Source organism: Pseudonocardia sp. NPDC049154 (assembly GCF_040648315.1).
GTDB lineage: Bacteria > Actinomycetota > Actinomycetes > Mycobacteriales > Pseudonocardiaceae > Pseudonocardia.
Map to the genome: position 1 here is coordinate 1 of NZ_JBEZDN010000134.1, position 21,122 is coordinate 21,122.

23 protein-coding genes and 3 tRNA genes are annotated in these 21,122 nt (G+C 74.2%); 12 read left to right on the forward strand and 14 right to left on the reverse strand.

Annotated elements, in window-relative coordinates; genetic code table 11:
• Both AB0B41_RS36625 and AB0B41_RS36630 read right to left on the reverse strand, forming a co-directional pair.
• A partial coding sequence (locus tag AB0B41_RS36625; RefSeq protein WP_358211631.1) for a zf-HC2 domain-containing protein occupies positions 1 to 306 on the reverse strand: 306 nt, incomplete at its 3' end.
• A complete protein-coding gene (locus AB0B41_RS36630; protein WP_358211632.1) occupies positions 306 to 959 on the reverse strand; it encodes a sigma-70 family RNA polymerase sigma factor in 654 nt (217 codons plus the stop codon). The genes AB0B41_RS36625 and AB0B41_RS36630, both read right to left, overlap by 1 nt.
• Before the next feature lie 260 nt (positions 960 to 1,219).
• On the opposite strand from AB0B41_RS36630, the gene AB0B41_RS36635 reads away from it, so the two are divergent.
• From AB0B41_RS36635 to AB0B41_RS36655, 5 genes are all read left to right on the forward strand, one after another.
• Positions 1,220 to 1,660: an SsgA family sporulation/cell division regulator gene (locus AB0B41_RS36635; protein ID WP_037040856.1), complete on the forward strand. Its 441-nt coding sequence runs from the start codon at positions 1,220 to 1,222 to the stop codon at positions 1,658 to 1,660.
• A gap of 168 nt (positions 1,661 to 1,828) precedes the next feature.
• Positions 1,829 to 1,901, forward strand: a tRNA-Gly gene (locus AB0B41_RS36640).
• A gap of 70 nt (positions 1,902 to 1,971) precedes the next feature.
• Positions 1,972 to 2,043 (forward strand) — tRNA-Cys (locus tag AB0B41_RS36645).
• A 1-nt stretch (position 2,044) separates the two neighbouring features.
• A tRNA-Val gene (locus tag AB0B41_RS36650) sits at positions 2,045 to 2,119 on the forward strand.
• A 126-nt stretch (positions 2,120 to 2,245) separates the two neighbouring features.
• Positions 2,246 to 2,716 carry an OsmC family protein gene (locus AB0B41_RS36655; protein WP_358211633.1) on the forward strand — a complete coding sequence of 157 codons (471 nt, stop codon included), beginning with the start codon at positions 2,246 to 2,248 and terminating at the stop codon, positions 2,714 to 2,716.
• A gap of 10 nt (positions 2,717 to 2,726) precedes the next feature.
• Here AB0B41_RS36655 and AB0B41_RS36660 read toward each other — a convergent pair whose 3' ends face one another.
• On the reverse strand, positions 2,727 to 3,377 hold the full coding sequence (locus AB0B41_RS36660; protein ID WP_358211634.1) for a DUF998 domain-containing protein: 651 nt from the start codon (positions 3,375 to 3,377) through the stop codon (positions 2,727 to 2,729).
• An 86-nt stretch (positions 3,378 to 3,463) separates the two neighbouring features.
• Here AB0B41_RS36660 and AB0B41_RS36665 point away from each other — a divergent pair, with 86 nt between their 5' ends.
• Positions 3,464 to 4,072, forward strand: coding sequence for a TetR/AcrR family transcriptional regulator (locus AB0B41_RS36665; protein ID WP_358211635.1), 609 nt, complete (start codon positions 3,464 to 3,466; stop codon positions 4,070 to 4,072).
• On the opposite strand, the gene AB0B41_RS36670 is transcribed toward AB0B41_RS36665, so the two are convergent.
• From AB0B41_RS36670 to AB0B41_RS36685, 4 genes are all read right to left on the reverse strand, one after another.
• The gene (locus tag AB0B41_RS36670; RefSeq protein ID WP_358211636.1) at positions 4,073 to 5,230 is read right to left on the reverse strand and encodes a cysteine--tRNA ligase; all 1,158 of its coding nucleotides are present in this window, start codon (positions 5,228 to 5,230) and stop codon (positions 4,073 to 4,075) included.
• Between the two features lie 101 nt (positions 5,231 to 5,331).
• Positions 5,332 to 6,852 carry a GDSL-type esterase/lipase family protein gene (locus AB0B41_RS36675; protein ID WP_358211637.1) on the reverse strand — a complete coding sequence of 507 codons (1,521 nt, stop codon included), beginning with the start codon at positions 6,850 to 6,852 and terminating at the stop codon, positions 5,332 to 5,334.
• Between the two features lie 205 nt (positions 6,853 to 7,057).
• Positions 7,058 to 9,019 carry a glycosyltransferase family 39 protein gene (locus AB0B41_RS36680; RefSeq protein WP_358211652.1) on the reverse strand — a complete coding sequence of 654 codons (1,962 nt, stop codon included), beginning with the start codon at positions 9,017 to 9,019 and terminating at the stop codon, positions 7,058 to 7,060.
• A 218-nt stretch (positions 9,020 to 9,237) separates the two neighbouring features.
• Entirely contained in the window at positions 9,238 to 9,567 is a 330-nt protein-coding gene (locus AB0B41_RS36685; RefSeq protein WP_358211638.1) for a hypothetical protein, read from the reverse strand.
• Between the two features lie 67 nt (positions 9,568 to 9,634).
• Here AB0B41_RS36685 and AB0B41_RS36690 point away from each other — a divergent pair, with 67 nt between their 5' ends.
• The gene (locus AB0B41_RS36690; protein WP_358211639.1) at positions 9,635 to 9,883 is read left to right on the forward strand and encodes a type B 50S ribosomal protein L31; all 249 of its coding nucleotides are present in this window, start codon (positions 9,635 to 9,637) and stop codon (positions 9,881 to 9,883) included.
• A 51-nt stretch (positions 9,884 to 9,934) separates the two neighbouring features.
• On the opposite strand, the gene AB0B41_RS36695 is transcribed toward AB0B41_RS36690, so the two are convergent.
• On the reverse strand, positions 9,935 to 10,798 hold the full coding sequence (locus tag AB0B41_RS36695; protein WP_358211640.1) for a metallophosphoesterase: 864 nt from the start codon (positions 10,796 to 10,798) through the stop codon (positions 9,935 to 9,937).
• Between the two features lie 169 nt (positions 10,799 to 10,967).
• On the opposite strand from AB0B41_RS36695, the gene AB0B41_RS36700 reads away from it, so the two are divergent.
• From AB0B41_RS36700 to AB0B41_RS36720, 5 genes are all read left to right on the forward strand, one after another.
• Entirely contained in the window at positions 10,968 to 12,236 is a 1,269-nt protein-coding gene (locus AB0B41_RS36700; RefSeq protein ID WP_358211641.1) for a cytochrome P450, read from the forward strand.
• Positions 12,233 to 12,637, forward strand: coding sequence for a PPOX class F420-dependent oxidoreductase (locus AB0B41_RS36705; protein ID WP_358211642.1), 405 nt, complete (start codon positions 12,233 to 12,235; stop codon positions 12,635 to 12,637). Before AB0B41_RS36700 ends, AB0B41_RS36705 begins: the two co-directional genes overlap by 4 nt.
• Positions 12,638 to 12,884: 247 nt before the next feature.
• Positions 12,885 to 13,784: a hypothetical protein gene (locus tag AB0B41_RS36710; protein WP_358211643.1), complete on the forward strand. Its 900-nt coding sequence runs from the start codon at positions 12,885 to 12,887 to the stop codon at positions 13,782 to 13,784.
• A 190-nt stretch (positions 13,785 to 13,974) separates the two neighbouring features.
• The gene (locus AB0B41_RS36715) at positions 13,975 to 14,709 is read left to right on the forward strand and encodes a polysaccharide deacetylase family protein (RefSeq protein ID WP_358211644.1); all 735 of its coding nucleotides are present in this window, start codon (positions 13,975 to 13,977) and stop codon (positions 14,707 to 14,709) included.
• A 10-nt stretch (positions 14,710 to 14,719) separates the two neighbouring features.
• Positions 14,720 to 16,123 (forward strand): glutamate decarboxylase, encoded by a 1,404-nt coding sequence (locus AB0B41_RS36720; protein WP_358211645.1) that lies wholly within the window; start codon positions 14,720 to 14,722, stop codon positions 16,121 to 16,123.
• 59 nt (positions 16,124 to 16,182) lie between these two features.
• Here the strand turns inward: AB0B41_RS36720 and AB0B41_RS36725 are convergent, their stop codons facing one another.
• The 6 genes from AB0B41_RS36725 to AB0B41_RS36750 form a co-directional block, all read right to left on the reverse strand.
• Positions 16,183 to 16,809, reverse strand: coding sequence for a LysE family translocator (locus AB0B41_RS36725; protein ID WP_358211646.1), 627 nt, complete (start codon positions 16,807 to 16,809; stop codon positions 16,183 to 16,185).
• 9 nt (positions 16,810 to 16,818) lie between these two features.
• Positions 16,819 to 17,892: a phosphotransferase family protein gene (locus AB0B41_RS36730; protein WP_358211647.1), complete on the reverse strand. Its 1,074-nt coding sequence runs from the start codon at positions 17,890 to 17,892 to the stop codon at positions 16,819 to 16,821.
• Between the two features lie 60 nt (positions 17,893 to 17,952).
• On the reverse strand, positions 17,953 to 18,390 hold the full coding sequence (locus AB0B41_RS36735) for a DUF3037 domain-containing protein (protein ID WP_358211648.1): 438 nt from the start codon (positions 18,388 to 18,390) through the stop codon (positions 17,953 to 17,955).
• Entirely contained in the window at positions 18,387 to 19,244 is an 858-nt protein-coding gene (locus AB0B41_RS36740; RefSeq protein WP_358211649.1) for a HipA family kinase, read from the reverse strand. The genes AB0B41_RS36735 and AB0B41_RS36740 overlap by 4 nt, the downstream gene beginning before the upstream one ends.
• Before the next feature lie 64 nt (positions 19,245 to 19,308).
• Positions 19,309 to 19,740 (reverse strand): DoxX family protein, encoded by a 432-nt coding sequence (locus AB0B41_RS36745; RefSeq protein ID WP_358211650.1) that lies wholly within the window; start codon positions 19,738 to 19,740, stop codon positions 19,309 to 19,311.
• 258 nt (positions 19,741 to 19,998) lie between these two features.
• Positions 19,999 to 20,874, reverse strand: coding sequence for a DoxX family protein (locus tag AB0B41_RS36750; RefSeq protein ID WP_358211651.1), 876 nt, complete (start codon positions 20,872 to 20,874; stop codon positions 19,999 to 20,001).
• Positions 20,875 to 21,122 lie beyond the last annotated feature (248 nt).

A 21,122-nucleotide genomic window follows, 5' to 3' on the forward strand; every position in this document is an offset into this window, starting at 1 on the left:
GGCCTCCTCCCCCGGCTCGGGCGGAGCCGACGGCCGGGGGGTCGGCTCCGGCGCCCGGTGCTCCTGAGGTGTCCGCGCCGCGGCGTCGAGAATGCGGTCGCGCAGGTGCGGGGGCGGCTCGCTCGGCTCGACCGCGCCGCCGAGCACGGCGAGGGTCTCCTCCGTCTCCCGGACGAGGGCCCGGCAGGACTCGCAGGTCGGCAGGTGCTGCCGCACCTCCGCCTCCTCCTCCGGCCCGGCGGCCCGCAGCACCCACGCGACGACGTGCTCCTCCGCGGGACAGCCCCGCGCGTGCGACCCGGTCATCACGCACCTCCGTCTGCGAGCCGGCCGTCGCCGGCCAGGGGGCCCAGGGCCGCCCGCAGCCGCGCCAGCCCGGTGAACATCCGCGACTTCACCGTCCCGAGCGGGACGCCGGTGAGCGTTGCGACCTCTCGCTGGGTGTAGCCGCCGTAGTAGGCGAGCGCCAGGGCCTGTCGCTGCTCGGCCGGCAGGCCGCCGAGGGCGTCCCGCACCTGCCCGGCGACGACGGCGCCCAGCGCCTCCCGGTCCGCGCCCGGCCCGGCCGGTGTCGGAGCCTCGTCGGTGTCCTCGACCGGCACCGTGCGGCGCCGGATCGTGGCCTCGCGCCGGACGGCGTCGACCGCCTTGTGGTGCACGAGCGTCAGCAGCCAGGTCGCGAAGGCACCGCGACCGGCGTCGAAGCGCGCGGGGTCACGCCACAGCGTGAGGAACACCTCCTGGACGACGTCCTCGGCCAGCCCGTCGTCGGCACAGATGCGCCTCGCGAGGGACCAGGCGGGGCGACCGTAGCGGTCGTAGATCTCTGCGAGGGCCCGGTCGTCCCCCTCGGTCAGCCGGGCGACGAGGGCCGCGTCGGCCCCCGCCCGGCCGGCGGGCGGGCGCGGGCCGCGGGGACGGCCCCGCGACGGTCCCGCTCCGTCGGCGACATCCGCCACCAGTGCGTCCCTCACAACCTCGTGTTCGGCCCCGGTCCGCCGGCGGTTCACCTACACCGGGCCTGAAACGTGGATCACAGCCGTCCGGGCGATCACCCGTCCTCGCAGGTCGGGCACACCCGACACGGGAACAGCACTAACCCGTCCGTGTGAAAGCGACCGATCCGGTCCTCGGAGAACGTCCCCCGACCCGTCACATCTTGGCGATCCGCTCGTTCTTCCGCACGACGGACCACGCGGCACGAGGAAGAGGACCAAGGATGCGCGACGAGCCCACGATCATCCGCGAACCGGCCACGTTCGAGCTCATCACGCCGGACTCGGCGCCGGTCCCGGTGCGGGTCGAGCTCTCGTACTCCAGCCGGGACCCGTACGCGGTCCAGGCGTCGTTCCGGACCGGCCAGGGCAGCCCGGTGGACTGGGTGTTCGCCCGCGACCTGCTGGCCGACGGCCTGCTCGGACCGGCCGGCACCGGCGACGTCCGGGTCCAGCCGGTCCCGCACGAGCCGACCCGGATCGAGGTCGAGCTCGCCTCCCCGTCCGGTCACGCGGTGTTCACCACGTGCGCCGCGACGCTGGCCGCATTCCTCGACCGCACCTTCGAGTGCGTGCCGCCGGCGACCGAGTACTCGTGGCTGGACTTCGACGCCGCCCTGGACCAGCTCCTCGCCCCCAACTCCAGCGACGGCGCCCGCGACTGACCCCGACCGCGCCCGTCGGGCCGCAGCACTCCCTGCGGCCCGTTCGTGCAGGTCAGGGGCCCGGCGCGGGGAAACAGGGGGGTCGGTTTGGAGCCCCCGGGGACCCTGCGCTAATGTTCTTCACGTCGGAGCGAGCAGCCCCGGCGAGCACCGGGAAACCGAGTGCATGCGGACGTAGCGCAGCTGGTAGCGCATCACCTTGCCAAGGTGAGGGTCGCGGGTTCGAGTCCCGTCGTCCGCTCGGAGGAAACCACGTATTCACTGCCTGGGCCTCCAGGTCCGATCCCCGCGAAACCATCCGGGGGACCTCGGGCGGAGTGGCCGAGTGGCTTAGGCAAGGGCCTGCAAAGCCCTGTACGCGGGTTCGATTCCCGCCTCCGCCTCGGGCGATTAGCTCAGTGGGAGAGCGCTTCCTTGACACGGAAGAGGTCACTGGTTCAATCCCAGTATCGCCCACCACCCGAGACAGGCCCCCTGGTGACAGGGGGCCTTCGGCGTTCTCAGGCGGGGTCGAGGACGGGTACCCGGTCCCGGTCGAGGCGCTGCGGCCCTACCGTCGGGAGGCGGGGTGACGGGAGGGCACGGATGGGACGCACGCACGACTACGCGGTCACCGTCCGGTGGACCGGCGACCAGGGCTCGGGGACCGCGGACTACCGCTCCTACTCGCGCGCCCACGACGTCGTCGCCGAGGGCAAGCCGGTGCTGGCCGGGAGCGCCGACACTGCCTTCCGCGGCGACCCGGCGCGGTGGAACCCGGAGGAGCTGCTCGTGGCCGCGCTCGCGCAGTGCCACATGCTCAGCTACCTGGCGCTCTGCGCGCGCGACGGGGTCGTGGTCACCGGCTACACGGACGCCGCCGAGGGGACCATGGAGGAGTCGGCGACGTACGGGGGCAACTTCACGGAGGTCGTGCTCCGCCCGCGGGTTCGGGTCGCCGAGGAGGCGATGCGGCACCGGGCCGAGCTCCTGCACCACGAGGCGTCGGAGACCTGCTTCATCGCCAACTCGGTCGACTTCCCGGTGCACCACCTCCCGGTCGTCGAGGTGGGCTGAGCGGGAGGACTCATGCCCGCCGCGCGACCACCGGGTGCGGCACCGTCCGGTAGACCGCCGCGGAGGCGGCGGTCAGCCACGCCCACCCGGCCAGGACCGCCACCCACAGCAGCGCGACCCCGGATCCGCCGCCGGACAGGGCAGCGCCGCCGAGGAACCCGGCGATCACGACCACGCCGGCGACCCGGGAGCACGACGGCGTCGACAACTCGCGCGCGACGACCAGCGCCGCCGCGCCCAGGGCGAGGAAACCGATCCCGCCGCACACCAGGTGCACCACCCCGCTGCTGCTCACCGACTCCGGCGCACCGGGTGGGTAGCCGCGGAGGGGGTCCGGTGGGAAGAGACCGCTGAGCACGAGGCAGAGCGCGTACAGACCGAGCAGAGCTCCCGCGGGACGCCCGGTGCGCCCCGGGAGCGCGCGGGCGAAGCCGACCGCCGCGGCACCCGTCATCAGGCCCGTCAGCAGGAAGTTCAGCAGCTGCAACCAGCCGAGGTCGCCCAGGAGCAGCGCGCTCAGCGGGTGCCGGGCCAGGTCGAAGCCACTCCGGGTCAGCGCCTGGACCAGGCCGAACACCAGGTAGAACGGCCCGGCGACCACGCCCCAGCCCAGCAGCGCACGGGTGGTCGCGGCTGCCATGTCCACGCCGTCACGGGCCATCGGTCGACGTCCTCTTCTGCACGAGTCGGTGCACAACTGCACCGAAGAGTGCAGGAGTAGCCTCCGAACGCCAACCAGGAGGTGCCGTGCCGGAGGATCCTCGGGTCACCCGCTCGCGCGCGCTGATCCTCGCCGCCGCGCACGACCACTTCGTCGCCCACGGCTACGTCGGGGCCAACGTCGACCTCATCGCCGCCGAGGCGGGCGTCGCCAAGCGGACCGTCTACAACATCTACGGCGGCAAGGAGGCGCTGTTCCGGGCCGTGGTGGAGGAGTCGATCACGATCGCCGAGCGCTTCTCCCGCGAGCTGGCAGCCGGCATCGCGGCCGAGGGGCTCGAGGGCGTGGCGGTACGGCTCGCCGGCTCGGTGCTCGGCCCGCGGGTGCTCCCGTTGCGCCGCTTGCTGATCGGCGAGTCGCGGCGGTTCCCCGAGCTCGCCGTGGAGTACTACGACCGGGCACCCGGCCTGGTCATGCGCACCCTGGCCGGGCACCTGCGGGACCAGCCAGGGCTCGCCGTCGACGACCCGCAGCGGGCCGCCGAGCATCTCGCCTTCCTCGTCCTGGGCGCCCCGCTCGACCGGGCTCTGTTCGACGCGTCCGCGGTCCCCGAGGACCTCGAGGCCGTCGCGCTCGCCGGGGTGGCCGCATTCCGCCGCGCCTACGCCGCGGAGGCGCGGCCGGCTCCCGGGTAGCTACTGCAGGGCGAGCGTGCGGAGGACCTGGCGTGCGGCGTCGCCACCGGCGTCGACGGCGATCCGCAGCGCCCGCGGGACGTCGAGGTCCGCGAGCAGGGCGGCCCGGACCTCCCCGACGGCTGCGGGCGAGTCGCCTCGCCGGCCCCCCGCGACGTACAGCCGCTCCAGCAGCGCGGCCGCGTCGTCGAGCGCCTCCGGGCGGTAGTCCCACGGCCGCGACCACGCCCGGTCGAGCAGCATGAGCCGCACCGCCGGCCCCGGCGCCTCGCGCAGCAGGTCGTGGACCAGCACCAGGTTCCCGGACGACTTGGCCATCTTGGCGCCGTCGATCCCGACCGTCCCGGCCCGCAGCTCGCGGCGGGCGAACGGGGCGCTGCCGGTGGCCGCCGAGGCCATCGCGACCTGGTAGGCGTGGTGCGGGAAGGACAGGTCGGCCCCGCCGGCCAGGACGTCGACGACCCCGCCGAGGGTGGCCAGCGCCATGGCCGCGCACTCGGCGTGCCAGCCCGGGCGGCCGCGACCCCACGGGCTCGGCCAGGCCGGGTCCCCCTCCCCCGACGGCCGCCACACCGGGACGTCGAACGGGTCGTCGCGGCGCGGGTCGGCGGGATCGTCGCCGTTCTCGGCCAGCAGCTCCAGGGCCCGGTCGCGGTCCCGGCCCGCGGCGACGCCCGCGCCGCGGAAGTAGACGAACCCGTCGCGCTCGTACGCGGCCCCGGCCGCGAGCAGCGCGATCGCCAGCCGGACCACGTGCGCGACGTGGTGGCGCGCGTGCGGCGAGTGCGTCGGCGGGCGCACGTGCAGGGCGGCCATGTCCCGCTCGACGTAGTACTCCTGGGTCAGCCCGAACTCGTCGAAGGCGCGGCCACGCTCGGCCGCGACCCGGGTCAGGACGTCGTCGACGTCCGTGACGTTGCGGGTCACCACCGTCTCGACGCCGGTCATCCGGATCACGCGCGCCGCCGTGTCGGCCCAGACGAAGGCCGCCGCGTGCCCGAGGTGCGTCACGTCGTACGGGGTGATCCCGCAGACGTAGAGCCGCGCCGGGACGGTCAGCGGCAGCGGTGCGCCGCCGAGACGCAGCACCTCGCGCGGGTCGGTGACGGCGCCGGGGCGCGCGTGCTCCTCCGGGGACAGGTCGATCGGCGTGGCCATGCCGCCATCGTCCCAGCAGTCGCCTGCGGGCGGGTGTGGTGTGGATCAGTCGGTGTGGATCAGTCGGTGTGGATCAGTCGGTGTGGATCAGTCGGTGCGGATCAGTCGCCGAGCGGGCGCACGGCGCGGGCCACCGTCGCGGCGAGCCGCAGCGACCCGACGGCCGTCGGGTGGAAGGCGAACGGGTCGGTGAGGCCCTGCAGGTCGGGGCCGAGCCCGTCCGTGCCGGTGCTGCACAGCAGGGTCAGGCCGGGATCGGCCACGGTGAACCCGTACTTCTCGGCCCCGGCCCGGAGCACGTCGTTGAGCTGGTCGTTGCGGTCCGTCAGCAGGTCGATCTTGTCCTGGGTGAGGCCGACCGCGTACGACGGGCCGCGCGCGTCCGGGCAGGCCGGGTCGGTGTCCCGGGGGAAGGCGTCGTAGGAGGTCATGACGACGACCTGGGGCCTGCCGGGCAGCGCCGCGAGGTCCTCGAGCAGGGCCGCGTAGTCACGGTCGAAGGCGGCCATCCGGTAGTCGAACTCGCCGCGGGTGAGGTTGTCGTCGCAGGTCTCGACGCCGTAGCAGTACTTGATCAGGTCCGACCAGCCGACGTCGTTGGGCCCGACGGCGACCACCACGAACTTCAGGTCCTGCATCTGCTTGAGCAGCGCGACCTGGGCCGGGACCTGCACGTTCCCGCGTTGCTGCGGCCCGCGCAGCCCCTGCGCGACGGTCGCGCTCGGGCAGGCGAGGTTGCGGACGCGGCCGGGGACCATGGCGCCCAGCTCGGCGGCGAGGGAGTCGGCGCTGCGCTCGCACGCGACGTCGTCACCCTCGGGCTCGGCCACGGGCGGCCCGCCGACGCGCGCGGCGCGGGAGTCGCCGATCACCGCGCCCGCGTAGCCGAAGACGGGCGGGCCGACCGGCGCCGGCGTGACGCGGGCACTGCCGACCAGGTCGGACAGCGAGCTCACCTGCGCGAGCCCGCGCATGGTGCCGGTGTAGGCCAGCGCGCCGCACGCGCCCCAGGCCACCAGGGACACGGTGACCGCGAGCAGGGACATCCGGCCGATGGTGCCGGAGCAGCGGTGCCAGACGTCGGCCACCGTGACGTGCTCGCTCGCCTTCTCCCGGCGCAGGATCCCGAGCACCCGCGCGCAGCCGACCAGCGCGGCGGCGGCCAGGGCCGTGCCGACCACCCCGAGCGTCCCGAGCAGGTACCAGTTCACGAACCCGGTCCGCAGCTGGTCGACGGCCTGGGCGGTCGCCTCGGCGGTGGTGTCCGGGTTCAGCACGCGGGCGGCGTCGTCGTTGCGCTGGACCGGGCCCATCTCGAGCTGCGGGCGCAACGGTCCGACGACCTGCAGCCGCGGGATGTCGAGCTCGGTGTTGCCGATCTGGACGAGCCGGGCCGGGCCCTCGAGCGAGAGGTCGGGGGTGCGGGCGCCGACGGAGATGTGCTGGCCCAGGATCCTCAGCTCCTGGTCCGGGGTCAGCGCGATGGTCAGCGGGATGCCGGCGAGCAGGCACAGCGCGATCATCAGAATCGTCGGCCACGACCGGGCCTCGCGGACCAGGGCCCGGAACCGGCCGCCCGCGCCCGGCGGGCGGGTGTGGGTCCGTGCGGTGGTGACCACCATCGGCGGGCTCCCCCTCGTCCGGCGTCCGTGTACCGATCCAGATCATGCGGTCGCGAACCCGTGGTGCCCATCCTGCGAACAGGCGACGTGCGGTGGGGAGACGCACGCGGACGGAGTCTTGACGGACCCGTGAGCGGCAACCGCCCCTAGAGGGTCGGTCGCCGCTCACGACGTGCCCTGAGCTGCGCGAACGCGCTCCGGCGGGTCAGGTGGTGAGGTCGTAGACCGTCTGGCCGCCCACCGTGGTGGCCGTGAAGTTCTCCGCCACCCACTCGGCGATCTGGCTGCTCGTGGAGTCCGACGCGCCACCGGGCCTGCTGCCCTGGCCGTCGCCGACGTAGTAGTGGATCTTCCCCTCGGCGACGTACTGCTGGAACCGTGCCAGCGTGACCGCCGGGTCGGAGCCGCCCCAGCCGCCGGTCGACATCACCGCGGTGCCCGACGCCAGCTCCAGCGAGGCGGCGGTCTGCGAGGTCGACACCGCCGCCGACCAGCACGAGTCGGTCGACCCGAGCAGCGCGGTCAGCTCGGCGCTCGTCCCGCCGCCCATGCCGCCCGTGCCGCCGCCGGGTCCACCCTGACCGTCCTGACCGTCCTGACCGCGGTCGGCGCCACTCGGGAGACCCTGACCGCCCTCGGGCATCCCGGTGGGAGCACCCTGTCCCCCGTCGGCGCCCGACGCCGCTCCCGGAGGCAGGCCGCCGTCGGTGCCCGACGAGCCGAACGAGCCCGAGGTGGTCCCGACGGACGGGATGCTGCCGGTGTGGGCGACCGACGCCGTCGCGACGGCGTAGGCGCTCGTGCCGGCGAGGCCGGAGAGCACGGCCACGGTGACCCCGACCAGCAGCACGCCCCGCCACCGGCCGCCCGCCACCAGTGCGACCGCCCCGACCAGGGCGAGCGCCGCGACCGGCCAGCGCAGCCAGGTGAAGTTCTCCGAGCTCGCGGCCAGCAGCGCGAACGACCAGGCACCGGTGGCGGCCACCGCGAGCGCGAGGGTGACCCGCGGCCACACCGACGCCCGCCGCTGCTGCCACAGCGCACGCCCTCCGACAGCCAGCACACCGGCGATCCCCGGCGCCAGCGCCACCGTGTAGTACGGGTGCATCGTGCCGCTCATGAAGCTGAACACGAGGCCGGTGACCAGCGTCCAGCCGCCCCAGAGCAGCAGGCCGGCGCGGGTGCGGTCGGTCCGCGGCGCCCGGCGGGTCGCCCACAGGCCCGCGACCAGCAGGATCAGCGCGGCGGGCAGCAGCCAGGAGACCTCGTAGGCGATCTCGCCGGCGAACAGCCGGGTGATGCCGGCCGACCCGCCGAAGCCCGTGTTCCCGCCACCGCCGCCCCCGCCGCCGTTGCCGCTCCCGCCCAGCAGGCGGCCCAGGCCGTTGTAGCCCAGGGCGAGCTCGAGCAGCGAGTTCGTGGTGGACCCACCGATGTAGGGGCGGCTGTCCGCCGGCCACAGCTCGACCAGCGCGATGAACCAGCCCGCCGACACCACCATCGCGACGAGCGCGCCGAGTAGCTGCACGAGCCGGGTCCGCAGCCGCGGGGCACCCGCGACCAGGTACACCAGGCCGAGGGCCGGCACGACCAGCAGTGCCTGGCCCATCTTCGTGAGGAACGCGAACCCGACGGCGGACCCGGCGGCGACCAGCCACCAGCTCGACGCCTTCACCGACGCCGCGTCGACTGCCCGCGTGACCGACCAGGCGGCCGTGACGAGGAGCAGCACCAGCAGCGCGTCGGGGTTGTCGAAGCGGAACATCAGCACCGCGGCGGGAGTGAGGGCCAGCGACGCCCCCGCCAGCAGGCCCGCGACCGGCCCGGCCCCTCGCTTCACCGCCGCGTGCAGCAGGCCGACGGACGCGACGCCCATCAGCGCCTGCGGCACCAGCAGGCTCCACGAGGAGAAGCCGAAGATCCGCGCCGAGAGCGTCATGACCCACAGCGCGGCGGGCGGCTTGTCGACCGTGATCGCGTTGCCGGAGTCGAGCGAACCGAACAGCCAGGCCTTCCACGACTGCGTGCCGGCCTGGACGGCGGCCGCGTAGAAGTCGTTGGCCCACTCGGAGGCGGACAGGTTCCACAGGTACAGCACGGCGGTGCCGGCCAGCAGGACGAGCAGCGCCGGGCGGGACCAGCGGGGCTCGCCCTCCGGGCCGCGCACCAGCCGTCGGAACCGGCCGGGGGCGCCGGGCGGAGCGACCCCGTGGGATCTCTCGGCGCGGTGCCGCCCGGGGTCGGGCGCGCGCGGGGGGCGCGGCGGGCGGACCGGGGTCGCGGTGCTCACGGGGGTCTCCTCGCGGTCGTCGATCTGTCCTCACGAGGGTCCGTCGGCGCTCTGTCGCGTCCCTGTCCGCCTCCTGTGCGTCGTCTGTGACCGGGTCAGTTCACCGATGCTGCGGGCAGCCCGATCAGGTGCGCCGGGAGGTCGCGCGGGTCGAGGCGCCCGGCACGCAGCCAGTTGGCGACGGCGGCGACGTCGGCCGTGGTGCGCACCGGCCCGATCCGCAGGGCCGGGCGGGTGGCGCGCTGCGCGTCGTCGCACGGCTGGACGACGACGAACCCGCCGCCACACCCCTCCCCGAGCACGCACCGTGCGTGGACCAGGATCCCGCCCCGGCTCCCCCGCACCGCCTCGCGGAGCGTGTCGTCGAGCGCCGGGTGGGCGGCGCAGGCGGTGCAGCGGACGGCGACGAACCCGGTGCGATCCATGGGAATCTCCTGCAAACGACAACCGTTATCATCAGCGAACGTAGCAGGACATGCCGAGGAGGACACCGTGCGACCGAACATCCACCCCACGTACGAGCCCGTCGTGTACCAGGACCGGAGCACGGGCGACGCGTTCCTCACCCGGTCGACCGCGACCTCGCGGGAGACGATCGAGTGGAGCGACGGGCGGACCTACCCGCTCGTCCGCGTCGACATGAGCTCCTACTCGCACCCGTTCTGGACGGGCGCGACCCGGGTCCTCGACTCGGCGGGTCAGGTCGAGAAGTTCAACCGGCGCTACGGCCGCCGGCGCTGAGCGACCGGACGGACGGCACCCTCGCGGGCGCGGGGGTGCCGTTCCGCGTTCTCAGCGGCGGACGCCGAAGTCCTCGGCCGGGACGGGCAGGACCTGGCGGGGCAGGACGTCGGCGGGGTGGCCGTGCCGCTCCTCCCGCGGCCGCCACTCCCGCGGGTAGCCGAGCGAGGCCTCCACGAAGCGGACGCCGTCCTCGTAGATCACCCGCGGGATGTGCAGGTGCCCGTAGACGACGGCCTGCGCGCGGTAGCGGACGTGCCAGTCGGCCGTCGCCGTGGTGCCGCACCACAGTGCGAACTCCGGATACCGCAGGACCTCGGTGGGCAGCCGGGTCAGCGGCCAGTGGTTGACGAGGATCGTCGGCAGGTCCGGGTCGACGGCGTCGAGCCGGCGGCGGGTCTCGGCGACGCGCGCGGCGCACCACGCCTCTCGCGACGGGTGCGGCTCGGGGTGCAACAGATGCTCGTCCGTGCAGACCACGCCCGCGTTGTACGCCGCGGCGAGACCCTCCTCGCTCGTGGTCGTGCCGACGGGCAGGAACGAGTAGTCGTAGAGCAGGAACAACGGGGCGACGACGACCGGGCCGCCCTCCCCCTCCCACACCGGGAAGGGGTCCTCGGGCGTGACCACGCCGAGCGCCCGGCACCGCTCCACCAGGTGCCGGTAGCGGTGCTCGCCGCGCAGGTCGACGGGGTCCTTCGTCCGCGTCCACAGCTCGTGGTTGCCGGGCACCCAGATCACCTTCGCGAACCGCGCGGCCAGGTCGGCCAGGGTCGCGACGGTGTCGCCGACCTGCTCCGCGACGTCGCCGGCCACGATCAGCCAGTCGTCCGGATCCGCGACGAGTCCTTCGACGACCGCCCGGTTCTCGGGATAGCGCACGTGCAGGTCGCTGACGGCGAGCAGGCGGGACACCCCACCAGATCTAGCAGAGCCGCTGAGGATCCTCTGAGCCGCGACCCTGGGCAGCACAAGTTACCGGCGGTAAGTTGGGGGTGACGACGGCGAGGAGGTCGGTATGGCGGGTTCACGGGGCGTGCGCCGGGTGGTCCGATGGGGACTCCGGCACGGGATGATGCGACGCATGGTCCGCCGCCAGGTGCGGGCCGGGGAGCTGGGCGCACGGCTGATGACCGATCCCGAGGTCGTCGCGAACCCGTACCCGTTCTACGACGAGCTGCGCTCGCGCGGGAAGCTCGTCGACACCGGACTGATGCACGCGACCGTCGACCACGAGGTCTGCACCCAGGTGCTGCGGAGCACGGACTTCGGCGTCGGCGGTCGGATGCCCGAGAACCTCCCCGGGATCGTGAAGGCGGCCCTGACGATCGGTGGCTCGTGGGCGCTCGGCCCGGCCCAGCCGCCGTCGATGCTCGCCTCGGACCCGCCGGACCACACCCGCTACCGCAAGCTCGTGACCAGGGCGTTCAGCGCCAAGAAGGTCGCGGCGCTGCGGTCGCGCACCGAGGAGATCGCCACGGACCTGCTCGACGCGATGGCCGCCCGGTCGTCGGCACAGGGTGACCGCGCGGACCTCGTGAAGGACTTCGCCGCGCTGCTGCCCGCGACCGTGATCGCGGAGATGCTGGGCGCGCCGCTGTCGATGCGGGAGCAGTTCCTGGAGTGGGGCGAGGGCGCCGCGCTGTCGCTCGACGCCGGGCTCTCCTACGCCGACTTCCGCCGCTCCGAGCGCGACATCGACGCCCTGCACACCTGGATGCTCGGCCACTTCGAGCGGATCCGTCGCGAGCCGGGCGAGGACATCCTGTCCGCCCTGGTCACCGCCCACGACGAAGGCGGCTCCCTCAGCGAGGACGAGCTGTCGAGCATCGCCATGCTGCTGCTCGCCGCGGGCTTCGAGACCACCGTGAACCTCATCGGCAGCGGCGCGGCGCTGCTGCTCGACCACCCCGACCAGATGAAGCTGCTGAACGCCGAGCCGGAGCGCTGGCCCGTCGCGATCGACGAGATGCTGCGTTTCGAGTCGCCGGTGCAGCGGACCGGGCGGGTGGCGGTGCGGGACACCGAGGTCGCCGGCGTCCCGGTGAAGAGGGGCACGTTCGTGATCACGCACCTCGGTGGCGCGAACCGCGACCCGGCGGTGTTCCCCGACCCGCACCGCTTCGACGTCACCCGCGAGGAGGCCCACAAGCACCTCGCGTTCTCGCAGGGCATCCACTTCTGCCTCGGCGCCGCGCTGGCCCGGATGGAGGGCGAGGTCGCGCTGCGCGCGCTGGTCGACCGCTTCCCGGACATGCGCCCGGCCGGCCGCCCGGTGCGCCGCCGCACCAAGCTGCTGCGCGGCTACGAGAGCGTGCCGGTGGAGCTGCACCGGGCGAGCGTGCCGGCGTGAGCGAGCCCGTGGGCGAACCCTCGGCCCAGCGCCTCGCCGAGGCGCAGTACCTGCTGCTCACGACCTTCCGGAAGGACGGCACCCCCGTCCCGACGCCGGTCTGGGCCGCGGGGCTGGACGACGGCCGGCTCGGCGTCTGGACCGTGACGGACTCCGGCAAGGTCAAGCGGATCCGCCGGTCCGGCACCGTCGAGCTGGCCGAGTGCGACCGCCGCGGGAAGCCCCTCGGTCCGGCCGTCCCCGGAACCGCCGAGCTGCTCGACGCGGAGGGCACCCGCCGGGTCCGCCGCGCCGTCGCCCGCAAGTACGGGCTGGTCGGCCGCATCGCCGTCGGGGCCAGCCGGCTCTTCCGCGGCGCCCGCGGATCCACCGGACTGGCGGTCGCGGTCGGCGGCTCCTGACCCCTGCCGTCCGCGCGTCCGTTCCTGGACCACCCGTCCGGACGTCGTGGGCCGCGCGGCGCCGTCACCACAAGGGCGGATGGCGTGACGACACTGCACCCGTTCGTCGGCAGCTCCGCCCCTGGAGCTGGGGGGTCTGCTCCAGCGGAGTGATCATCTTCATGATCCCGCAACGCCGCGGGGCGGCGCAGCGAACTCCGTCTTCGACCGGCGGCGAGGGGCGCCGGTCGCAAGGGGGGAACGACCGATGGCCGCTACCACGGGGGCACCGACCACACCTGCTCCACTCGGCCCGAACGAGCGCAAGGACAAGATCGGCAAGTACTTCGTGCCGACCCCAGATCCGATGGATCGGGTCACGGCCATCCGGATGATGCAGGGCGCCGTCGCGGTGCTCGTGTTCGCGGGGGCCCTGGCCCTGGCCGGGTCACTCGTGCTGGGGGTCCTCGCCGGCGTCGCCGCGATCGGTGCGCTGCTGCTGCCGGGGTGGATCAAGCTGGGGAACTACCGCCTCGATCACTCCCGCGCCGAGCCGAAGGCCTCCGACGACCAGGTCGACGCGACCCTGAACGAGGACCTCGTCGCCACCGCCGCCGACGCCCTGAAGCGCTTCGAGCTGGAGGCGCGCGAGCTCGACCTGCACGCCGAGGACGTCAGGCCCAGGAGCGGGGGCCCCGACCTGCGGGACCCGGAGGGGCCGCTCGTCCTGATCGCGCCCACCCTGAAGGCACGCCACCGCCTCGGCGAGGACCGGCACCGGCGGTTCAGCGAGTACACCGTCGCCGTGCTGTGCCCGGGCCGCCACCATCTCGCGGTGCTGACCTGCGAGCTGAACGTCGTGACCGGCAAGCGGGCGAAGAACGCGACCTTCGAGTACCACTACGACCACATCTCGGCCGTGCACACCAAGGGCGGGTCCGGTGCAGAGCTCCGGCTGGGCGCCGTACCCGGGTTCTCGACGCTCCCGTTCTCGCCGAGCTTCCTCGAACTGGAGATCGCCGCGACCGGCGGCGCGAGCGTGGTCATCCCGACCGAGGTCCGCCACACCCGCGGTCCGCTGCTGACCAGGCCGTCGACGGTGGAGCGGGTGCTGCCCGCGCTGCGCCGCCTGCTGCGCCGCGAGCAACGGGGTGACGGGCAGGGCTGACCGGGCGGGTTCCGCCCGTCGTCCGGCGTGTCCGCGGAGCGTGAGTCGCTCCTTCGGGTACGAACGAACTCCCGTGACGGGCGAGCCGGGAGAGGCGGTCGAGGCGTCCATGGGCGTGCCACCGGTGAGACGCGGCGGACCCGGCCTCCTGACCCGGCCCGCCCGTCCCGATCCCCGCACGACGGAGGGGATGTTCCGCGGCAGAGCGGCGGACCGGGTGCCCGCGCTGCTCGCGGCGCTGGCGCTCGGCCTGATCGCCCCCCTCGGCACGCAGGTGGCGGCGCCCGGGCCGGAGCCCGCACCGGTCGTCGTCGCTCCCCCGGCGCCGACGGCCCGGCCGGTGGTGCTCACCGACCTCCCGGTCGCGGGGCCCGAGGACCGGCGGGTGGCGCTCACGTTCGACGACGGGCCCGATCCGCAGTGGACCCCGCAGATCCTCGACGTGCTGGTCAAGCATGGCGCCAAGGGCACGTTCTGCATGGTCGGCGCGCAGATGGCGCGCCACCCGGACGTCGTCGCGAAGGTCGTCAACGCCGGGATGCGGATCTGCTCGCACTCGCACACGCACGACGAGGGGCTCCCCTCCCGCGACACCAGGACGATCACCGCGGAGATCGGCGACGTCGCCGCGCGCGTCCCGGGCACCCCGGTCACCTATTTCCGCGCTCCCGGCGGCAACTGGGACCAGCAGATCCTCGACTCGGCCGTGGCGCAGGGGATGCAGCCGCTGGGATGGGCCATCGACCCGCGGGACTGGAAGCGGCCCGCCGCGGCCGAGATCCTGGCGAACGTCGAGAAGCACCTGCACCCCGGCGCGGTGATCCTGCTGCACGACGGGGGCGGAAGCCGGGCCCGGACGGTGGAGGCGTTGGACCGGCTGCTCCCGTGGCTTCGGGTCCAGGGTTATGTCACCGACTTCCCCTAGGGTCGTGAGAATGCCCACACATCAGCGCCGCGAGCCCGGCGACAAGCCGGTCGTCGCGAACCCGGTCTTCGGCGCGGAGCCCATCACCGTGCCCCGCTACGAGCTGCCGGAGTCGGCGCTCGATCCCCAGGTCGCGTACCAGATCGTGCACGACGAGCTGATGCTCGACGGCAACGCGCGGCTCAACCTCGCCACGTTCGTCACCACGTGGGAGGAGGAGGCCGCCCAGCGGCTGATGTCCGAGTCGTTCGACAAGAACATGATCGACAAGGACGAGTACCCGCGGACCGCCGACATCGAGCAGCGCTGCGTGCGGATGCTCGCCGACCTGTGGAACGCGCCGGACCCGGCCCGGGCGATCGGCTGCTCGACGACGGGATCCAGCGAGGCGTGCATGCTCGGTGGGCTGGCGCTCAAGCGGCGCTGGCAGGCCCGGCGCCGGTCGGAGGGCAAGGACACCGCGCGCCCCAACATCGTGATGGGCATCAACGTCCAGATCTGCTGGGAGAAGTTCGCGAACTACTTCGAGGTCGAGCCGCGGCTGGTCCCCATGGAGGGCGACCGGCTGCACCTGGGCGCGGCCGAGGCCGTGGCGCTCTGCGACGAGAACACGATCGGCGTGGTCGTGGTGCTCGGCTCGACCTTCGACGGCAGCTACGAACCCGTCGAGGAGGTCTGCGCCGCGCTCGACGAGCTGCAGTCCCGCACCGGGCTGGACATCCCGGTGCACGTCGACGGGGCCTCCGGCGCGATGATCGCCCCGTTCTGCGACCCCGACCTGCCGTGGGACTTCCGGCTGCCGCGGGTGGCGTCGATCAACACCTCCGGGCACAAGTACGGCCTGGTCTACCCGGGCGTCGGCTGGGCGCTGTGGCGCGACGAGGACGCGCTGCCCGAGGACCTCGTGTTCCGGGTCAACTACCTGGGCGGCGACATGCCGACCTTCGCGCTGAACTTCTCCCGGCCCGGCGGCCAGGTGATCGCGCAGTACTTCCAGTTCCTGCGGCTGGGCCGGGCCGGGTTCGCGCGCGTGCAGCAGACCTGCCGGGACGTCGCGACCACGCTGTCGTCGGCGATCGCCGGGCTGGGCGCGTTCCGCCTGCTCACCGACGGGTCGCAGCTGCCGGTGTTCGCGTTCACCGTGGCCGACGGACAGCCCTTCTCGGCCTTCGACGTGGCCGCAGCACTCCGCGAGCGGGGCTGGCTGGTGCCCGCCTACACCTTCCCGGCGAAGCGCGAGGACATCGCGGCGCTGCGGATCGTGGTGCGCAACGGCTTCAGCCACGACCTGGCGAACCTGCTGCTCGACGACCTCGGCCGGGCCCTCGAGCAGCTCCGCCTGCAGGGCGCCCCGCAGCGTGGGCCGGAGTCGGCGACCTTCGCGCACGGCACGGAGAAGCTGCAGTTGCGGTAGCGGCGGCGGGCGGCGAGGGCCCTGTTCGGCGGCCAGGGCCCTATTCGACGGCCAGGGCCCTATTCGACGGCCAGGGCAAGGCCGAACCCGACCAGCGCCGTGCCGGTCACGGCGTCGATCGTGCGGCGCACCCGCCGGCGGCCCAGCCACGCCCGCACCCGGTGCACCACGAACACCAGGGCGAGGAGCCACACCGCGCCCAGCACGCCGACGGTGTAGGCGAGCAGCAGCGCGTCGGCGGTGGTCGTGACGCCCGGGACCAGGAACTGCGGCAGCACCGACAGGTACATGACCAGCACCTTCGGATTGGTCACGTTGGACAGGAAGCCCTCGCGGAAGCGGCGGAAGCCCTGCCCGCGGCGCCTCTCGACGAGCTCGGTGAACGCCGCGTAGTCCCCGCGCCACGCGCCGCGCAGCGCCTGCACGGCGAGGAACAGCAGGTAGACCACCCCTGCCCAGCGCAGCGTCTCGAACAGTGGCCGGGAGCTCGCGACGAGCACGCCGAGCCCGAACGCCGCCGCGCTGCCCTGCAACAGGTTCCCGGAGAGGATGCCCGCGCACGCGAGCAGCCCGCCGCGGCGGCCACCGGCCAGGGCGTTGCGGAGCAGGACGAGCGTGTCCGGCCCCGGCGCGAGCACGAGCAGGACGGCGATGCCCAGGTAGGCGCCGTAGGAACCCCAGCTCACCCGGTGACCCTAACCCGCGCTCCGGTGCAGGATCTCCGCGGCCGCGGTCGCCTGCTCCTGCAGGTTCGCCAGCCGCAACCGCGCCGTCTCCGGGTCCTCCGTGGAGTCGCCCATGTGCCCGGCGGCGTACCGGGTGTAGACGCCCGCGCCGATGCAGGCCGACCGCCACCGCGCGAAGGCCTCGAAGTAGTCCGCCTGCCCGGCGATCCGGTCGCCGCGGCCGGAGCGCTCGGCGTAGCGCGCCAGGATCTCGTCGCGCTCCGGCCAGCCCTCGAGCGTGGTCGGGCCGGAGGTGATCTCCCGGACGGTGTCGCCCGGGCGCCCCCAGGACGCCAGCAGGTACCCCAGGTCCGCGAGCGGCTCGCCGAGCGTCGCCAGCTCCCAGTCGAAGATCGCGCCGATCCGCCCGTCCGGGCCGAAGGAGAGGTTGCCGGGCCGGTAGTCGCCGTGCGCGATCGTCAGCTCCTCGTCGACCGGCCGCCGCTCCACGAGCAGCCGGTGCCCCTCGTCGACCACGGACAGGTCCTCGACGGCCGAGTCGTGCGCCTGCCGGTGCCAGCGGCGCAGCTGGCGCTCCAGGTAGCTGCCGGGGCGGCGCAGCTCCCCCAGCCCGACGGCGTCGGGGTCGACCGCGTGCAGGTCGGCGAGCACGTCGGCGACCGCCAGCCCCGCGGCGTGCCGGATCCCGACGGGCATGGCGGCACCGGCCTCGACGTCGCCGGGGACGACGCCGTCGACGAACCCCATGAGGTAGAAGTCGGCGCCGATCACCGCGTGGTCGGAGCAGAACGCGACGGCGCGTGGGACCGGGACCGGGGTGTCGGCCAGCGCGGCGATGAACCGCCACTCGCGGCTCATGTCGTGGGCGGTGGCGAGGACCCCGCCGGTGGGCGGGCGGCGCAGGGCCCACGGCGTGCCGGCGGCGTCGACGACCCGGTAGGTCAGGTTCGAGTGCCCGCCGGAGATCCGCCGGACGTCGAGGGGCTCCGATCCGGTCGCGACCTCGGGGACCTCGGCCCGCAGCCACTCGGTGAGGGCCGCGGCGGGGACGGGGTCGGTGGCGATCTGCGTCGATCCGCTCATGCCGTCACCTTGCCTCGTGACCCGCGATCACCGCCATTGCGACGATCGCCACTCCGGCGGCTACAGCGGCAGGACCAGCGCCGCGAGCAGGCGCTCCGGTTCGGCGGCCGGGTCCGCGGTCAGCCCGCTGTGCACCGGGCCGGGCCGCACGACCGTGCTGCGCGGGGCGGTGAGCCGGCGGAAACGGCGGCCGAGGACCACCCCCGCCCCCGGGCCCGACGCGGCCAGCGCCCCCTCCGTCCGCCGGTCGGCCCGCGGCGGAGTGGGCACGGCGCAGACCGCGGCGGCGACCTCGAGGGCATCGGCGATCGCGTCCGCGTCGGCGTGCGGGTCGAGGGCGCGCAGCCGGTCCCGGTCGAGGTGCACCCGTCCGCCGAGGAAGTCCTTCGCCCGGCAGTAGACGAGCACGCCGGCGTTCATCGTCTCGCCGCGCTCGGGCCGCGGCACGACCTGCAGCACCGCGTACTCGTAGACCTCCAGGCCGTTCCCCGCGCTCACCGGTCCACCTTCGGCAGCCGGGCGGCCAGCCACGCCGGCGGGCGGCCGGTCCGGGTGATCGGGCGCGGCCGGCCGGTCGCCGCCGCCTCCCGGACGGCCGGCAGCCAGGACCCCCGTGCGGCGACCCGCGCGGTGAGGATCTCGGCGTACGCGGCGCGGACCTCGTCGGGGCCGGCGAAGCCGGGCTCGCCGGCCAGCCACCCGTCCGGCACCGCCGCGGCCGCACGCTCGACCGTCGACGCGGTGACCAGCGGCGCGAGGGCGGCGTCGGCCGCGTCGAGGTCCGGGAAGGACCCGAGCAGGACGTGGTCGCCGGCGTCGAACGGGCGGGCGGCGACCGCGGCCGGATCGGCGAGCGTCCGGGCCCAGCCGTGGTGGAAGGTCAGCGTGGCGCCGTGGTCGATCAGGTACGGGGCCCGGTGCCAGAGCAGCATGTTGGCGTTGCGCCAGGAGCGGTCGACGTTGCCGACCAGCGCGTCGAACCACAGCACGCGCCCGGCGAACTCCGGACCCGGGTCGAAGGCCAGGGGGTCGAAGTCCAGCGCGCCGGGCAGGTAGTCCAGGCCCAGGTTGAGCCCGGCCGAGCGGTGCAGCAGGTCCTGCACCTCCTGGTCCGGCTCGGCGGGCCCGAGCTCGGGGTCCAGGTCGACCGTGACCAGCTCGGGCACCGGCAGGCCCAGCTCCCGGGCGAGCTCGCCGGCGACGATCTCGGCGACCAGGACCTTCCGGCCCTGCCCCGCGCCGTGGAACTTCACGACGTAGGTGCCGAGGTCGTCGGCCTCCATCAGACCGGGCAGCGACCCGCCCTCACGCAACGGCGTGACGTAGCGGGTCGCCGTGACGTGGCGCAGCACGCGATCCCCCCTCGTTCCGCCCCGATGATCCCCTGCGGCGCGAGCGGATCGGGCGGCGGGACCGTCAGACGGCGACGGGCGTGCGCCGCGCGGCGACGAGGTGGTCGACGCTGAACCGGCCGGCGCCCGCGGCGGCGAGGACCAGCGTGCCCGCGGCGATCACGCCGACCAGCTCCCAGCCGCCGTCCGCGGCAAAGAACGCGTCGGCGTGCACGAACAGGCCCGCACCGACCATCACGAGCGCGGCCAGCACCCCCGCGACCGCGGTGAACGCGCCCACGACCAGCATCAGCCCGCCGACGATCTCGACCAGCATGGTGAGGACCGCCGCCGCGGGCGCCACCGGGATGCCCATGCCCGAGAAGCCCTCGATCGTGGCGCCCGGGCCGTTGGTCACCACCTTCTGCCAACCGTGGGCGAGCAGCACGAGGCCGAGGACGAGCCGGCCGAGCAGCAGCACGACGTCGCGGGCGGTTCCGGTCAGGGCACGGGTCATGGCGGGGCGACCTCCGATGGATGAACGTTCTACTATCTCGGCCGACCGTAGCGGGGCGATCCGTCCCGATGGGGCGATCATGTCCGTTCTCACACCGTGTGATCGATGTGAAGCGGAGCGCGATCGTCTCCCTCAGAACGACGAGGGCCCCGCGACCGCCCGTCCCGCCGCGGTCGCGTGGCGGCGGGACGGGCGGGCCGCGGGGCCCTGGTCAGGAGGTCGCGGTGCGCTCCGGCGCGCTCCGGTGCGCCCCCGGGGTCAGTGCTGCTGCTCGCGCTGCTGCGGGGCGTCGAGGTGGGTCTGGGGGCCGGTGTACGGGTCGGCGTAGTCCGCGTAGTCGACGTGGTCGGCGTGGGCGAGGGACGGGGCGCCGGGGTGGACGGCGTGCCGGGCGCCGGGCCGGGTCGACGAGTTCGAGTACGCGCTCGGCACCCGCCGGGGCGCCGGTGCGTCGACGCCGGAGCCGGCCTGCCCGTCGTCCCACAGGGAGAACGGCTGGGCGGTGCCGACCCGCACCGCCTGCTGCGGGGCGGGCTCGGCGTCCCAGCGCGGGGCGGGCGCGGCGGCGTGCCGGTGCTGCTCGTCCTCCCAGCGCGGCGCGTCCCAGCGCGGGGCCGGGGCGGGACGGGCGGCGAACGCGGCAGGGGCCGGGGCGATCGGCACGCCGGAGGGGTCCGAGCTCACGTCGACCGGCGCGGGCACGTCCTCCTCGCGCCTCCGCTCGAAGATCAGGTGGTCGAGGCTGTAGCGGCCGGGACCGAACGCCGCGATGGCCAGCACGATCCCGGCGATCAGGGCGACGAGCTCCCAGCCGTTGTTCTTCACGAACACGCCGTGCGCGCCGTGCACGAAGTAGACGGCGCCGTACATCACGAACGCCATGCCGGCCGCGGCCCACGGCACGAAGATGCCGACCGCGATGAGGATCGAGCCGACGAGCTCGACGACGAGGGTGAACGCCGTCGCGACGATGGCCAGCGGGATGCCGAAGTTCGTGAACTGGTCGGTGGCCGTCCCGAACCCCGCCTGGAAGAAGCTCTGCCAGACGTGCGCCAGCATGATGAACGACACGGTCAACCGCGCGATCAGGACGAGCACGTGCTTCGCGGGTTCGGGGACCGAACGGGTCAACATCTTCGGGCTCTCCTGACTACGGGTCGTCGGCAAACCGCGGTGAGTGACGAAGCTAGACCGGAGCGCGGCCGGGTCTAGGCCGAACAGCGGTTTCTGCGGTGGTCCGTCATCCGCACGCGATGAACAGCACGTGCGAACCACTCATCCGTGTAACGAAACCCGGGGCGGGTGGTTACGGACCGTTCGTCTCCGCGACTCCCCCGCTGGTCGGCGCGGGGCGGGCGCCCCCCCCCCGGGGGGGGCGGCGG